General features: G+C 46.6%; 12 protein-coding genes. 6 read left to right on the forward strand and 6 right to left on the reverse strand.

Going from position 1 to position 15,186, the window contains the following annotated elements; translation table 11 throughout:
- Positions 1–235: transposase (locus L5M28_RS17145; protein WP_263204065.1), on the forward strand; the 235-nt coding region annotated here is incomplete at its 5' end.
- A gap of 141 nt (positions 236–376) precedes the next feature.
- Here the strand turns inward: L5M28_RS17145 and L5M28_RS17150 are convergent.
- Genes L5M28_RS17150 through gmk form a run of 4 tightly spaced genes read right to left on the reverse strand, consistent with a single transcriptional unit; the run spans position 377 to position 3,894 of the window.
- Positions 377–760 carry a RidA family protein gene (locus tag L5M28_RS17150; protein WP_006079838.1) on the reverse strand — a complete coding sequence of 128 codons (384 nt, stop codon included), beginning with the start codon at positions 758–760 and terminating at the stop codon, positions 377–379.
- A 25-nt stretch (positions 761–785) separates the two neighbouring features.
- Entirely contained in the window at positions 786–2,891 is a 2,106-nt protein-coding gene (gene spoT / locus L5M28_RS17155) for a bifunctional GTP diphosphokinase/guanosine-3',5'-bis pyrophosphate 3'-pyrophosphohydrolase (RefSeq protein WP_105251161.1), read from the reverse strand.
- Between the two features lie 42 nt (positions 2,892–2,933).
- Positions 2,934–3,212 carry a DNA-directed RNA polymerase subunit omega gene (gene rpoZ, locus L5M28_RS17160; protein WP_007651394.1) on the reverse strand — a complete coding sequence of 93 codons (279 nt, stop codon included), beginning with the start codon at positions 3,210–3,212 and terminating at the stop codon, positions 2,934–2,936.
- Between the two features lie 58 nt (positions 3,213–3,270).
- Positions 3,271–3,894 (reverse strand): guanylate kinase, encoded by a 624-nt coding sequence (gmk, locus tag L5M28_RS17165; protein ID WP_105251162.1) that lies wholly within the window; start codon positions 3,892–3,894, stop codon positions 3,271–3,273.
- Between the two features lie 252 nt (positions 3,895–4,146).
- Between gmk and L5M28_RS17170 the strand changes: the two genes are divergently transcribed.
- From L5M28_RS17170 to L5M28_RS17180, 3 genes are all read left to right on the forward strand, one after another.
- Positions 4,147–5,844 carry a hypothetical protein gene (locus tag L5M28_RS17170; RefSeq protein WP_263204066.1) on the forward strand — a complete coding sequence of 566 codons (1,698 nt, stop codon included), beginning with the start codon at positions 4,147–4,149 and terminating at the stop codon, positions 5,842–5,844.
- Positions 5,845–6,010: 166 nt separating this feature from the next.
- Positions 6,011–6,883: an NTP transferase domain-containing protein gene (locus L5M28_RS17175; protein WP_263204067.1), complete on the forward strand. Its 873-nt coding sequence runs from the start codon at positions 6,011–6,013 to the stop codon at positions 6,881–6,883.
- Positions 6,876–7,940, forward strand: coding sequence for a phosphotransferase enzyme family protein (locus L5M28_RS17180; RefSeq protein ID WP_168826533.1), 1,065 nt, complete (start codon positions 6,876–6,878; stop codon positions 7,938–7,940). Before L5M28_RS17175 ends, L5M28_RS17180 begins: the two co-directional genes overlap by 8 nt.
- 48 nt (positions 7,941–7,988) lie before the next feature.
- Here L5M28_RS17180 and L5M28_RS17185 read toward each other — a convergent pair whose 3' ends face one another.
- Positions 7,989–8,822: a sulfotransferase gene (locus L5M28_RS17185; RefSeq protein WP_263197155.1), complete on the reverse strand. Its 834-nt coding sequence runs from the start codon at positions 8,820–8,822 to the stop codon at positions 7,989–7,991.
- 719 nt (positions 8,823–9,541) lie between these two features.
- On the opposite strand from L5M28_RS17185, the gene L5M28_RS17190 reads away from it, so the two are divergent.
- Together L5M28_RS17190 and L5M28_RS17195 are read left to right on the forward strand one after the other, a co-directional pair.
- Positions 9,542–10,657: a Fic family protein gene (locus L5M28_RS17190; RefSeq protein WP_263204068.1), complete on the forward strand. Its 1,116-nt coding sequence runs from the start codon at positions 9,542–9,544 to the stop codon at positions 10,655–10,657.
- 223 nt (positions 10,658–10,880) lie between these two features.
- Complete coding sequence (locus tag L5M28_RS17195) at positions 10,881–14,048, forward strand: DUF3427 domain-containing protein (protein WP_263197151.1); 3,168 nt, start codon at positions 10,881–10,883, stop codon at positions 14,046–14,048.
- A 3-nt stretch (positions 14,049–14,051) separates the two neighbouring features.
- Here the strand turns inward: L5M28_RS17195 and L5M28_RS17200 are convergent, their stop codons facing one another.
- The gene (locus L5M28_RS17200) at positions 14,052–14,948 is read right to left on the reverse strand and encodes a LysR family transcriptional regulator (RefSeq protein WP_263197149.1); all 897 of its coding nucleotides are present in this window, start codon (positions 14,946–14,948) and stop codon (positions 14,052–14,054) included.
- Positions 14,949–15,186 lie beyond the last annotated feature (238 nt).

Raw genomic sequence — 15,186 nt, forward strand, 5'->3', positions numbered from 1 at the left:
AGCGAAGGCAATGTTGTTGTGGGATAGAGCGATGCTGTCGAGACGTTTCATCATAGAAACCATCAACGACCAGTTAAAAAATATCTCTCAAATAGAACACTCTAGACACCGCAGCGTGCATGGTTTTATGCTAAATATGATTGCCGGACTCATCGCCTATCAATTGAAAGACAATAAGCCACAACTGAACCTCACTAACGCAGAGTTTAATGCTATTACAGTTATGGCTTGTTAAACCGATCTCAGGTTGATTAGATATTTAATGTGATTGGTATGAAAGCAAGATGAAGAGAGTGGCGAGCGGGGGATTGGATTGTGTTGGCAACAAAAAGGCGCCGTAGCGCCTTTTCGTTTATAGAAGGTGAAATGCTAGCGCTTACAGCTCCATCACGCCGTCCATTTCAACTTGAGAATCCTTCGGCAATTGCTTCACGCCGATAGCAGCACGGGCTGGGTATGGCTGGCTGAAGTAACGGCTCATGATTTCATTCACTTTAGCGAAGTGGCTTAAATCAATCAGGAAGATGTTGAGCTTAACGATATCGTTGATTGAACCACCCGCAGCAGTACAAACTGCCGTCAGGTTTTCAAATACTTGCACGACTTGCGCTTCAAAATCATCGCTGACAATTTGCATTGTGCTTGGCACAAGCGGGATCTGGCCAGATAAATACACTGTGCTGCCGACTTTAACCGCTTGTGAATAAGTGCCTATGGCCGCTGGGGCGTTTTCGGTCGCTATGATGATTTTTTCTGCCATGACGCTCTCTCTAGTGTTGAGTTAATTAACGATTACGGGATGTGCGCAGTACTTCGGGCAGTACCCTAATTCGGCGCATCACGTTGGCTAAATGGATCCTGTCTTTCACCGAAATCCGCAGGTTGATCAAATACACGCGACCATCACGTTCTTCAGTGCTGAGGTTGTGAATGTTTGAACCTTCGGCGGCAATGATCGAGGTGATCTTCGCCAGTGCACCTTGGTGGTTAACAATTTCGACCCGCAGATTAGCTTGGTAATCAACGCCTTCAACATTATCCCATTGTACGGGAATATACTTGTCTGGCTCGCCTTGATAACCACGAATATTGGCGCAGTTTTCCATGTGTACCACTAAGCCCTTACCTTGGCTCACGTGGGCAATCACGGCATCACCTGGGATAGGGCGGCAACAGTTCGCGAAGGTAACGAGCATGCCTTCGGCGCCACGAATTGGCATCATGTGGCCGTCGCGACTCTCTTGATTCTCAAGATTATCGCCAATCAAACGCTGGGCGATAACAATACTCATGGCATTGCCAAGACCGATATCGGCGAGCAGCGAATCGAGCGTCGTATGTTTAGTATCGCGGATCACTTTTTCAATCTGCTCAGGCGCAATGCTGTCGAGTTTAGTTTTGCCTAGCGCATGGTTGAGCAGGCGGCGACCGAGTGCAATCGCATCATCACCTTTAAGGCTTTTCAGCACTTGGCGGATTTTAGCGCGAGCTTTACCGGTTACCACAAAGTTCAGCCAAGCGGCATTAGGACGGGCGCCTTTAGCGGTAATGATTTCAACGGTTTGGCCTGAAATTAACGGCTGGCTAAGCGGATACGCTTGGCGATTAACACGGGCGCCGACGCAAGTATTACCCACGTCCGTATGCACTTCGTAGGCAAAGTCTACCGCGGTGGCATTGACGGGTAATTCCAGAATGCGACCTTCGGGGGTGAACACATAAATCTCTTCAGGGAAGAGTTCAGTCTTCACGTTTTCAACGAATTCGAATGAGGTGCTAGCGCTTTGTTGTAGCTCCAACAAGCTTTGCATCCACTTACGGGCACGCACTTGAGTCGTCGTGCCTTGGCCTGTTTGCGCACCGCCTTTGTAGGCCCAGTGTGCGGCAACCCCTTTGTCGGCCATCTGATCCATATCTTCGGTACGAATTTGGATCTCAACGGGCACGCCGTGTGGACCAAATAAAGAGGTATGGAGTGACTGATAACCGTTGGCTTTAGGGATGGCGATATAATCTTTGAAACGACCGGGACGAGGTTTGTACAGTCCGTGCATGGCGCCGAGTACGCGATAACAAGTGTCGATGGAATCGACTATCACCCTAAAGGCGTAAATATCCATGACTTCTTGGAATTGCAGCTCTTTACTCTGCATCTTGTTATAGATGGAGTAGAGGTTTTTCTCGCGACCTTTAACTTTTCCCGGAATACCCGCATCGTTTAAGCGCGTATACACAGCGGCTTCGATGCCTTGGATCAATTCTTTGCGATTGCCACGGGCGGCTTTAACGACTTCTTTAAGCACCCGATATCGCATTGGATAATAAGCTTGGAAACCTAAGTCTTCTAACTCTGTCTTGATGTTATGGATACCAAGACGGTTAGCGATAGGTGCGTAGATTTCTAAGGTTTCGCGGGCGATACGGCGACGTTTGTCGGGACGCAGTGCGCCTAAGGTACGCATGTTGTGGGTTCTATCGGCAAGCTTGATGAGGATAACGCGGATATCCTGCGTCATCGCCATCATCATTTTACGGAAGTTTTCAGCCTGAGCTTCTTTCTTGTCGCGAAATTTAAGCTTATCGAGTTTTGACACGCCTTCGACGAGTTCGGCCACCGCGACACCGAATAATTCGGCTAAATCGTCTTTGGTGACATGGGTATCTTCGATAGTGTCGTGGAGCAGTGCTGCCATCAGCGTCTCATGATCAAGACGCATGTCAGCAAGGATGCGGGCAACCGCAACCGGATGAGTAATATAAGGTTCGCCACTCGTGCGCATTTGCCCTTCGTGGGCATCGCGCGCAATCTGGTACGCCTGCTTGAGCAATTCTACCTGTTCAGGTTCTAAGTAACCGGAAGCAGACTCCTTTAGACCTTCAAACAGATACAAGTGGCAGCTCTCCTTTTACCTAAATAGGTTTTTACTCAAAAACTATAATGAACGACCTTCAGCAATGGCTGCAACCGCTGCAATTTCAGCGGCTTCACGTTCACGCACCGTTTGACGCTCATCGGCATCTAAGGTGTGAGCGTTAACTAAACCTAGTTCGATTTCACGCAGGGCGATAACCGTGGGTTTGTCGTTCATCTCTTCAACCATAGGGTCTTTACCCTGCACGGCGATTTGGCGAGCACGACGCGCCGCAACCAAGATCATATCAAAACGGTTGCCGATTTGTTCTACGGCGTCTTCTACAGTTACGCGAGCCATGTGTTGAAACTCCAGTTTATCTAGGGAAAAAATGACGCAAAATTGTACACTATGACAGCTATCCTGCCAACAGATCGTGAAGCATATCATTTTGCGCGTGGATCTGACTAGCACCTGTTAAGCGCTGACTGCGAATGATGGCACGCAAATCGGCTAAGGCAGTGTCAAAATCGTCGTTGACGATAATAAAATCATATTCTTTATAGTGGGACATTTCCGATACGGCTTGTGCCATACGGCTGGCGATAACATCGCTACTGTCTTGTCCGCGACCTGTGAGGCGGCGCTCTAGCTCGGCTTTAGAGGGTGGTAGAATAAACACACCAACGGCCTCTGGCATCACGGCTTTAACTTGTTCGGCACCTTGCCAGTCGATATCGAGGAAAACATCGATACCTTGGGTGAGCGTATGTTCGATCACATGGCGCGAGGTACCATAGTAATTGCCAAACACTTCTGCCCATTCAAAAAAGGCATTTTCAGCAATTAAGGCTTTGAATTGCTCAACATTAACGAAGTGATAGTGTTGACCATCAACTTCACCTGGGCGTGGTGCGCGGGTGGTATGAGATACCGAAACCTGCATGTCGGCTGGCTTGTCTTTAAGCAAGGCTGAAATCAACGAGGATTTACCTGCGCCACTTGGCGCCGACACAATAAATAAATTTCCGCGTGCGGTCATGAGCTAAATATCCAATGGGTTAACGCAAGAAGGGCCCAGAAAGCCGAGTATTATACCGATTTTGACCATAGAAATACTAGGGCTTGTTGGCTGGCAATTTAAGCCTATTTTAGATTTACTTCGATATTATGTGCATTTTTATCCGACTTGGGTCGTAGGCACTGACAATTGCGGGTAAATTGGTTACGCTCGTGCGAATAAGGCAATGAGTGTCTTTTTGTATCTCGTTTTTACAACAATAAAGGAAGGGTCGTGCTGTTAAAATCTCTTTTCTGCCTTCACGGGCGTGATTCTCGTCCCCGTTTTGTCGCAATCAGTGTTGGCGTTTACGTCTGTATTGCATTTGCCGCCGCTGCTTTTGGGGCTAATTTTCTGATGTATTTGCTGGCATTGTTGGGTCTACCTTTATTAGGGCTCACCAGTTTGCGTCGTTTGGCCGATGCCGATAAGTCAAAAGGCTTGATTGGCGTATTTCTATTGCCGTTAATAATTTTCATCGGCCTGTTAGCGGCCGATGTGCATATTGCCTTAATTGGATTGAGTTTAGTGTTAGCCGCGGGACTGACATTTTGGGGCTGGCGCTTTCCTGCACCAACGATAGTGGATTATCGCTACGGTTATTTCGGTCCTGAGCTGGATGCACCAACATCACAGGCAATGCCTAGGCGCCGTGTGGAACCGACTATCGTTCCTAAAACCATCGCACCTAAAACCATAGATCCTAATACTATAGACCCTAAAGCCATGGCATCTAAAACTGCCATAGATCCTAACATCATTGACCCTAAACCTATTGTTGCTCAAGACGTTGCCGTAAGACAATCGGCAAAATCTACCTCTCACATTCAAGCACAACCTCAAGCTGAAAGGCATGAGCCACATGTTGAGCAGCTTCATGCCCAAACCATTAGCGCTGAGACTGTGTCTGAGCCAGAGGTCGATTTATCGACCCATGTTGAATCTGTTTTAACATCGCCGAGGGTTGAGCCGAGTGTTAGCGCGGCGGAGGCAGAGCGAGAGGCGTTGCGTCAAGATGAGCTGCGCTTTGATGCGTTAACTCGAATGACGCAGAATCCTGCCGATTTTGTGATACCAGACAGCCATGCGGATTTTCGTCCTGCTAATACTAGCCGCGTTGAACAGACCCACATTGAGTTGGTCGATGTCGATGTGGACAATGTTGATTTGAAACATGTCGACTTTACTGCGGCGCAATTAGATCCTGCCGAGCGTAGTGCTGAACCCGGTTGGCGTTTTACCGCCGAAGAAGATGACGAGCCTGACAGCTTTAACGATAGAGATCATGCCGAAGAAGTGCGTCAGCGCCGCGCCGAAGCAAAAGATTCTGGTTCGATGACCGAGCTATTTCGCGGTTTATTTGAGTTTTTGGCGCCACTAAAGCGTTTCTTGGTGTTGCCTAAGATTAAACTGCCGAAAGTGGAACGCCGTTATTGGCGCCCAGCAGGAATTAGCTGTGGCGTAGTGCTCTTGATTGCCTTGGTGTGGGGCCTTTGGCCAAATGGCGACTCTGAGACAGGTGATGGTGCAGAAGTTGTCACGGTTAACGCGATTGCGCCCTATGCGGGTGAGCGGGTGACGCTCGCGTTACCGGACGGTTTTTCTGTGGCGCTGGAGGATGACATCTTGATCATGCGTTGGCTCGGTGAGAAAGGTAAAGCACAAAATCTGTGGTCCTTAGCGACGGCAAAGGGAGATAAAACTTGCAGCGTCTTATCCTTTAACAATGGCACTGACTATCGTCCTGTGACTGTGGATCTGAAAGCGGATTCCGCTTCAGAGGCGCGATTCTCACCACTCGATACTCAGGCCATCATTATTGACCTCGCCCGCCGAGGTAATATTAGCCTGTGTGGTTATAAGTTCAGTCTTAAGGGCAGCCAAGCGATATTGGAACAAAATCGCACCTTTGGCGATTATATTGCTCGTTAAAAAAGTCTGCAGCTAAGTCGATAAAAATTCTGCTTAAATGCTAGTCACAATTAGAGGGGTAGATTACACTTTTGCTCCTCTTTTTCTCAAACCGTACTTTAGGTTGTTTAGGTCGCTGCGGTTTGGGGAAACACCTTTAAATTTGAACTGAATATATCAATCCAGCATGAATACAGAATTGACCTTAGTCATTATGGCTGCGGGGCTAGGTAGTCGTTTCGGCGGCGATAAGCAATTGGCGGCACTCGGCCCCGCGGGTGAACCCATGTTGGTGCTATCAATCATGTCGGCCATTCGCAGTGGTTTTCAGCGTGCTGTGCTGGTGATCCGCCCAGAATTAGAAAGTGAATTAACTGAGATCCTGACACGATTTTTGCCAGCCGATTTTGAATATCATTTTTGCTATCAAGTCTTAACGGATTTACCCGAAGCGGCGCAGTTGGCGGATGTTAGCCACAGGCTTAAACCTTGGGGCACGGCCCATGCACTCTGGAGTGCGCGCCATCTCGTTAAAGGGTCAATGGCCGTTATCAATGCCGATGATTTTTATGGTGATAGCGCTTTTGCTTCCTTAGCCAAAGGCTTAAGCACGAGGCCAACCGAGTGGATGATGGTGGCTTATCCCATAGAACTCACGTTGTCGGAACACGGTGGCGTTAATCGTGGTTTGTGTCAGGTTGAAAATGGTCAGCTTAAATCGGTCGCCGAATGGCTCAATATCGCCGAGCAAGCTGGCCACTTAATGGGTGATGGCCCGCAGGGTCATGCTAATTTGCCGGCGCACTCCTTGGTCTCTATGACATGCTGGGGCTTCTCCCCAAACATATTTGATGTTATTAAACGTGAATTAACCGAATTTATCGGGCAACAGGGTCAACAACCTAAGTCTGAATGCTATTTACCCGCCATAGTACAAGCGGGAATTGAGCAAGGTTTGCCTGTGTATGTCGATGTTGCCTGTGAGCCATGGCTTGGCGTGACTTATCCGCAGGACACTGTCTGGGTAAAACAAAAATTAACGGAGTTATTGAGTGATTAAACTCATCAGGCAGTCAGTGTTGCCTCATTTTGGTATTGAATCTGCCGAGGCGAAAATTTCTGCCCTCGGTAATGGCCACATTAATGACACCCTTTTAGTGCGCTGGCCTGCGGGCGAATTGGTATTGCAGCGAATTAACACTGAGGTATTTAAAACACCCAACGCTTTGGTCTGCAATGCCGATAAAATTAGCCATCATTTATGCGCTAAGTCATTGCAGCAACAATACGGCCTTAAAGTCGTTAGCCCATGTTTAACCCAAGAGGGTGAGCTGGCTATCGATTTAGGCGAGCAAGGATTTTGGCGTGCGATCAGTTACTTGCCCCATAGTCTTAGCATTGAAGTGGTTAAGTCGGAACAAGAAGCGGAAATGGCGGCCAAGGCCTTTGGGCATTTTGCCTCTGCCTTGAGTGATTTTGATGCGACAGAGCTTGAAGATGTGATCCCTCAATTTCACCATTTACCGGGACGCATGGCCTTACTAAAGCAGGCCGCTGAACTCGATAGTCAACATCGTTTAGCGCTCTGCCGTCATTGGGTCGATTACGCGTTATCTCAGCAGGCTTTGCTGGATGAACTTGCAGAAATATCACCAAAGCTGCCGCTACGAATTTGTCATAACGACACTAAAATCAATAACATGCTTTTTGATAAACGTGACATGTCCAGCATGGCGATTATCGATTTAGATACCTGTATGAAAGGTCATCTTATGTATGACTTCGGCGACATGGTACGCACTTTCTGCTCGCCAGAGGAGGAGGACTCTACGGCCTTGGATAAAGTCCAAGTTCGCCAAGACATCTTCGCCGCAATTTGCCGTGGCTACTTGAGCGAGTTGGGTGACGTTTTAACGGAAGACGAAAAGCGCAGTCTGTGGCTCGGTGCTCGGGTGATTTGTTTGATGATAGGTGTGCGTTTTTTAACGGATTATCTTAACGGTGATGTGTATTTTCACATCCACCGCGAAGGCCATAATTTAGACCGCGCCGCCAACCAGTTTACCTTGTACCAAAGCTTGCTCGACCAAGAGGCTGTGCTTAAAGCTAATTTCTAATTCAGCGCTTGGATATCTGTACATTGGTATCTGTGTACTGATCCAATGTTAAAGCGTGTAGTCGAAAAACTTACGGCTTTGTGGGCCTGCGCTATTGGTGTTGACCTTGTTGGGGTGTTTATATTCGCCCCAACTTGCCACGTTGCGGCCCACGTTAAGTTTAGGGAAACTCAGTGGCTCGCTTAAACCTAATGCGACATCGCTATTCTCCGCGTTTGCTTCCATTCCCAAAAATTGCAGTAACTGACTCAAGCTTCCTGCATGGCTAACATCAATTGAAATAAAGTCTTCCCGCCCACTAAAGTAAGCGAACACTTCTTGCTGATGCTTTTGATAACAAGCAATTAAGTGCTCACTGCTGGCAGGTTCCGCCACTTTATCTATGGCGAAAGTATGCCTAAAACTGCGCTTTAATATTGGATGGAAGCGGCCTGTTTTTTCATCCAAATGGGGCGACATTTTACCAAGTAACATCTGCATCGAAGGCAACCAAGTATTGATATCGCGGTCGAGATAGACAAACACAGCCTCGGGAAATAATAAATCCAACTGCTGATAATCGCTGAAACAAGGCGTGTCAGACACTGCATCGGCCAGCATAAATGCCTGTTTAGTAAAGGCCATGTGCGCCACTTTTAGCCCTTGCTCCAATAGCGCAACACTCACACTCGTGGTGCCCGTGCGTGGCAAACCTATGATAAAGACCTTCTGCTTTTTCACCTTTATCTGTTCGTCACTGAGCGCATTCGACTGGACTGGATGCATTGCATCTGGCGTAGCAATCTGTGAATTACCAGTAGGTTGAACATTGCCGATACGCTGTGCATTAGCAGTACATTGTACGTGAGTAGAGGTTGGTGAATTGTTGGCGTTATCAGGCATAGGTTAGGCTCAGAATGTGTGTCAGCGGTGCGGTAAAGCCGTAAGTTATCACCTCGGCGTTTCACATTGGCGTGTCAAATCAGCGGCGGTATTATATCTCAGCGCGAAGGCTTTGTCGGTAGTATACCCAAACAACCTGAAGATGCAGGATTCAGCGGGAGTTTAACGCACTTTAGGTAATGCCATTTATTGCTCCTGCATAAATGGCATTCACGCCATCCATGGCGATTGCGGTTATTTGCAGACCTAGCGGGCTAAGTTAAAAATAACCAACACCGCATAAAGTGCGTTAAAACCCGCCGGGACGGAGCGCCTAGGGTACTCCACTTCCGTGTTGCATCAATTCAAAAGGTGGCCGACATTCTGTCATTGATGCGCCTTGAATTGAATCACCCTAGACGCTCTGAAACTCGTATATTCAGGTAGCTTGGGTATATACATAAAAGTCACACACAACGGCAATGCACCCAGTAAAGGCGCACCGTATTGCGTGATAGCTGAAGCATCGCTGCACAATAATAGTAAGTGTGGAAGCCCATAAGGCTTAGAAACGAGATCCCGGATTACCAACAAGGCTCATTTCCCTGCATTGGATAGCCATGTTGGTATTGATGAGGCGATTATTAGCGCTATTCGACTCATAATGTGAGGCGAATATATTTGTTAATCGCCTCATTATGTGAGTAGAATAGGCTTGTTATTCGACTCATGGGGTAGATATGTGGATTTGGCAGCAAGCCGATTGGCCTAAGTTTCATTGGAACACCAGCAGCATTGATGCCTTGCTGCGTCAGGTCTATTTCAATCAGGGCCAACTGCTTGGCAAGCAAATGCTAAGTCACGACGATAGCTTATTAACTTCAGACGCTGCACTCGACACCTTACTCGCTAACATTATCCATTCCAGTGCGATCGAAGGTGAAATGCTCAATGCTGCTTCGGTGCGCTCATCCTTAGCTAAAAAACTTGGCGTGACTGAAGACAAACCGTATCCGACAACAGCGCAAACCGATGGTTTGGCTGACATTATGCTCGATGCCTTAAAAAATTTAGATACAGAGTTAACCCTTGAGCGGATATTAGGTTGGCATAAACAGTTATTTCCCCAGAGTTATACATTGTTTAACCCCGTTATTGGTGGAACACTACGTGGCGATACGCCTATGCAAGTTGTCTCAGGCCGCATTGATAAACCAACGGTACATTTTGAGGCACCCTCTAGAGCGGCATTGGATGCTGAACTCTCGCAGTTTATCGAATGGTTTAATGCTTCACGGCAAGCGCAGGTTTTAGATCCGCTTATCCGTGCGGCGATAACTCACCTTTGGTTTGTGACTCTGCATCCGCTTGATGATGGTAATGGGCGCATCACGCGCTTATTGACTGATTTAGCTTTGGCGCAAGCGGAGAAACGCTCGATTCGTTTTTACGCTATGTCGGTCAGTATTCTTGCCCGTCGCCAAGCTTACTATGACATTTTAGAGTCTACCCAAAGGGGCGATGTCGATATTACTCCTTGGTTAGTCTGGTTTTTTGAAACCCTCAATGATTGCTTACTCAATGCGATGGCAGATGTGGGCAGAACGCTGTCGAAAACGCAGTATTGGCAAAGTGTCGACCAATCTTTATTGAGTCAAGAGCAAGCCAAAGTACTCAATCGGATGTTAGATGGCGATTTTGAGTTAGGGATAAATAGTAGCCAGTATCAAAAGGTCGCTAAGGTGAGCCGCGCCACTGCTACTCGTCATCTTGCGCAAATGGTTGAACAGCGGTTTTTAGTTAAAGCCGACGCCGGCGGCCGAAGTACCAGATACTTATTGCCGAGCGGAAAATAGAGGCAAGTTTACCTTTGTGGTGGTGCTCAATGATCACTTGCCGAACATCTTTCCCGTGTGTAATGACGGCCTTTATCGTAAGTAATCGATTAGTTTAAAGCCTAGGCTGTATTAACGTACTATCGCAAAGGATAAAGCCATCACACAAATCGCAATTTGAATCAAATTGTTATGTGATATATTCGCTACAACTTTGATTGTTAGTCTTGGGGCATATCTGGCTATGGAACAGGTCGGGATTTACGAAAAGCTTATTACTCAACTCGTTGAGCAGCGCTTAGATAAGGACATATTTTTTATTGGAGAAAGGAAGCTAGAAGTTGCTGAGGCAAGTGTTTGGCTTTCACGTTTTCTTACTAAAGTAATTGAATATGTGATTAATTCAGTTCCCGCAGATGAAAACCAAGTTATCAATCAAATCAGTTTGGCTAATCGGTTAGTGATGTGGCTCAAAGAGCACATTAACGATGATGATTTTATTGATGAAAATCTCATCGATAGCCAAGGTAGGATACTTACTGCTCTCTTTAACAAGCAAAATCCTATTGCAACTGATTTACCTAAATATACGGCCGCCATATTTCCATTAACGGGGCTCACTCAGAGTGAGCTTTTTTGTGGTAGTAATGCGGGATTATCGCTTGAGAGTGAGCTTAAGCGTGAGATCCGCTCATCGGATAAAATCTATTGGCTGGTGTCATTTATCAAGTGGGCGGGGATTCGCATCTTCAAGCATGAACTTGAGGAGTTTACACGCAGTGGTAAAGAGTTACGCATCATCACTACATCGTATATGGGCGCGACTGATGCTAAAGCCGTCGAGTTTCTAGCCAGTTTACCCAATACCCAAGTTAAATTAAGTTACAACACTAAGGGTGAAAGGCTGCATGCAAAGTCCTATTTATTTCTACGAAATACGGGTTTTCATACCGGTTATATCGGTTCTTCAAATTTATCGCATTCAGCATTGACCAGCGGGCTTGAGTGGAACCTTAAGATCACAACCCAAGAAATTCCCCACATCATTGAGAAATCACTCAGTACATTTGAAACTTACTGGCAATCGAACGAATTTGAGCTTTTTAGCGGTGATGCGAGTAGTAAAGAAAAGTTAAACAATGCGTTGAAAGAAGCGAAAAGCAGTGGCACTGAATCGAGCTCATTTCATTTTGACATTAAGCCGTTTGCGCATCAGCGAGAAATCCTCGAACAGCTTGCAGTAGAGCGAAGCGTTCATGGCCGTTTTAAAAATCTCATCGTCGCGGCAACAGGCACGGGTAAGACTATTATTTCCGCATTCGATTTCGCGCGGTTTTATAAGCTGCATCCAGAAGCCAATTTTCTATTTGTTGCCCACAGGCAAGAAATTTTACAGCAAGCTCTCAGTGCTTATCGCGGTGTGTTAAAGAATAATCAATTTGGCGAGCTATGGGTGGCAGAGCATAAACCTAATAGTTACAAACATTTATTCGCATCTATCCAAAGCTTGAATCTGCAACTTGATACCCTGCCATTAGCTGCTGATTTTTATGATTATATTGTTATTGATGAAGTCCATCACGTTGCTGCGAATAGTTACCGTGGGCTATTAGCTCATTTTGAGCCGACGATTTTACTTGGGCTCACGGCAACCCCTGAACGGCATGATGGTGTCGATATTTTGGCTGACTTCTGCGGTGTCATTGCCGCTGAAATACGTTTACCAGAAGCCATTAATCAACGGCATTTATGTCCATTTCAATATTTTGCGATCGATGATGCGACAGATCTTCGCAAGTTAAATTGGAGCCGTGGTCGTTATGACGTCGCTGAGCTGAGCAATTTATACACTCACAATGAACAACGCGTGACGCGCATTATTCGCAGCCTAGCTGAAACCGTAACTGATATTGACAATATTAAGGCGTTAGCCTTTTGTATAACCAAGGAACACGCCGAGTATATGGCGAAGAAGTTCAATTTGGCGGGGATCAGCGCTGATGTGCTGACCAGTGATAATAGCTCTGAACGACAACAAAAGCGGCAGAGCTTGGTCAGTGGCAAATTATCCATTTTGTGTGTGGTGGATATTTTTAACGAAGGTGTCGACATTCCAGAAGTGGACACCTTGTTGTTTTTACGGCCAACGGAAAGCTTGACCATATTCCTGCAGCAACTTGGCCGTGGCTTGCGTCTCACCGATGATAAGCAGTGCTGCACAATATTAGATTTTGTCGGAAATTCACGCGATGAATATGATTTTTCACAGAAATTTAGAGCGTTAGTCGGTAAAACCAATCAGTCGATAAAAGATGAAATTCTGAATGACTTTCCGCATCTACCGCTAGGGTGTCGAATTGAGCTTGAGGAAAAAGCGCAGTCGATGATTTTGCGCAATATTAGCCGCGCAACGCTCAATGCCAATCGATTAACCAGTCTAATGGCAAACTTTAAATATCAAACTGACTTGCCGCTCACGCTAGGCAACTTCTTACGTCTTAATCCGCAAGTAACCTTGGAAGACATTTATCGCATCAGGATTAATGGCCAATGTGGATGGACCTTATTAGTCGAGGCTGTTCAGGGTAATCAAATTGCTGAACCTACTGCGCAGTCCGATTTAGCCAAAGCCTATTATCGCGCGATTAACTTTCACTTGCTCGGCTGTACTTCATTATCCTATTTAATCTTTATCAAACAGTTATGCCAAAATGATTTTGTCTTTAATGGGTTGGATCCTATTCAAAATCAGTTTGCTTTGATGTGTCATTACAACTTTTGGGATAAGTCAGGTACAGCTCTAAACGTTAACAGTTTAGCGGCTAGCTTGCTGATGCTACGTAATAAGCCGTTGCAGGAAGAGTTATTGGCAGTATTGGCGATACTGATTAACCGGATACACCATCAAGAAATGGATTTGGAATTAGCGCAGCCCAGCGCATTGAAAGTGCATTCTCGTTATACTCGTGAGCAAATTTTAGCGGCAATTGGTGCAAGTACATTTGTGGCTAAATCGCCCTCAAGGGAAGGTGTGCTTGCGATTAATGAGCAAAACCTCGAGTGTTTATTTGTGACGTTAAATAAATCAGAGAAGCAGTTTTCACCGACAACCATGTATCACGACTATGCCATTAGCGAGCATCTATTCCACTGGCAATCGCAAAATAGCGCACGGCCAGAACGAGGTAGGGGTCTTAGTTATATTGAGCAACAAAAGCTGGGGAAAACTGTGCTGTTGTTTGTTCGAGAGCAATCAAAAAATGAAAATGGCCGCACTATGGGATTCGTGAATTTTGGAAAAGTGCATTATGTCAGCCATAACGGTTCACAACCCATGAATGTCACATGGCGATTAGAACAACCAATCCCTGATGTAATGTGGCATGACGCGGCTAAACTGGCTGTGGGCTAAGTACTACTTCCCCAGTCTTTCTGCCAACTTCTCCATCAAAAACTCGATCAATACACTCACCTTAGTCGGCAAATATTTCCGCTGCGGATAAACCGCGTAGATGCCATGTTCGGGGAGGGGATGGTCTGTGAGCAAAGCTTGTAGGCGGCCTGCTTGTAAGTCGGCGTCGACCATGAAGCGGGGCAGGTTGGCTATGCCTAGACCATCGAGTGTGGCTTGGTGGATAGCATCACTATTGTTGACTTGGTAGTTACCGTTTGGCTGGATGCGCGTAGTGCCCTGCGGGCTTAAGAAGGTCCATTCAACACCATCACGAAAATATGAGTAGAACAAACAGTTATGTTGGCTGAGTTGCTGCGGCGTTTGTGGCGCAGCGTGGCGAGCAAGATACTCGGGTGAGGCGCATATGACACTTAAACAAGGGGTGATTTTACGGGCAATAAGGCTTGAATCTGGTAGATCACCGATACGAATCGCCAGATCAAATCCGCCAGCAATTAAATCGGTTGTCTTATCATCCATCTGCATTTGCAGCTGTATTTTCGGGTAAAGGCGCAGAAACTCGGGGATCAAAGGGGCGATATGCAAGCGACCAAATACCATAGGGACGGCGATGCGTAAATTGCCCTGAGGCGCTTGTTGTAGCTCAGAAATGGCGTCTAACCCTTCCTCTGCGAGTTTAACGGCAGGACGAACATAGTCAAAATAGCGGGCGCCCGCTTCGGTAAGACTTAAGCTGCGAGTGGTACGGTGCAAAAGTTGAATACCCAGACTTTGTTCTAATAGGGTAATGCGTTTACTCACAGCCGATTTACTTAGTCCAAGCTTTTGACTGGCCAGCGAAAAGCTACCGCATTCCACTACAGTGACAAAGATAGGTAGTGCTGAAAAGTGCTCCATGGTGTCCTTAGATTATCGCGTTCCCCTGCCATTATTGTTGATGATACCTCAACAGTCAGTTTTTATTATCGTGGTTATCATCGCCCTTGATGCAAGGTAGACTAATGCACTTGCTGATTGCGGGTGTCGACTGTGAAGCCTAGTTATTTTCACTCTCATCGCTCATGTTTATCGCTTATCTTGATTACTGCTAGGTAGTTAGCCACAGTGTTGCCGCAATCGCCGATGTACCATTCTC

The organism is Shewanella sp. SW32 (assembly GCF_025653365.1).
Classification (GTDB): Bacteria; Pseudomonadota; Gammaproteobacteria; order Enterobacterales; family Shewanellaceae; genus Shewanella; species Shewanella oncorhynchi.

Bases quoted from the DNA above. Each gene is read 5' to 3' on its own strand.
- L5M28_RS17150 (WP_006079838.1), bottom strand. From the start codon at position 760: ATGGCAGAAAAAATCATCATAGCGACCGAAAACGCCCCAGCGGCCATA.
- rpoZ (WP_007651394.1), bottom strand. From the start codon at position 3,212: ATGGCTCGCGTAACTGTAGAAGACGCCGTAGAACAAATCGGCAACCGT.
- gmk (WP_105251162.1), bottom strand. From the start codon at position 3,894: ATGACCGCACGCGGAAATTTATTTATTGTGTCGGCGCCAAGTGGCGCA.
- L5M28_RS17175 (WP_263204067.1), top strand. From the start codon at position 6,011: ATGAATACAGAATTGACCTTAGTCATTATGGCTGCGGGGCTAGGTAGT.
- L5M28_RS17185 (WP_263197155.1), bottom strand. From the start codon at position 8,822: ATGCCTGATAACGCCAACAATTCACCAACCTCTACTCACGTACAATGT.
- L5M28_RS17190 (WP_263204068.1), top strand. From the start codon at position 9,542: ATGTGGATTTGGCAGCAAGCCGATTGGCCTAAGTTTCATTGGAACACC.
- L5M28_RS17195 (WP_263197151.1), top strand. From the start codon at position 10,881: ATGGAACAGGTCGGGATTTACGAAAAGCTTATTACTCAACTCGTTGAG.
- L5M28_RS17200 (WP_263197149.1), bottom strand. From the start codon at position 14,948: ATGGAGCACTTTTCAGCACTACCTATCTTTGTCACTGTAGTGGAATGC.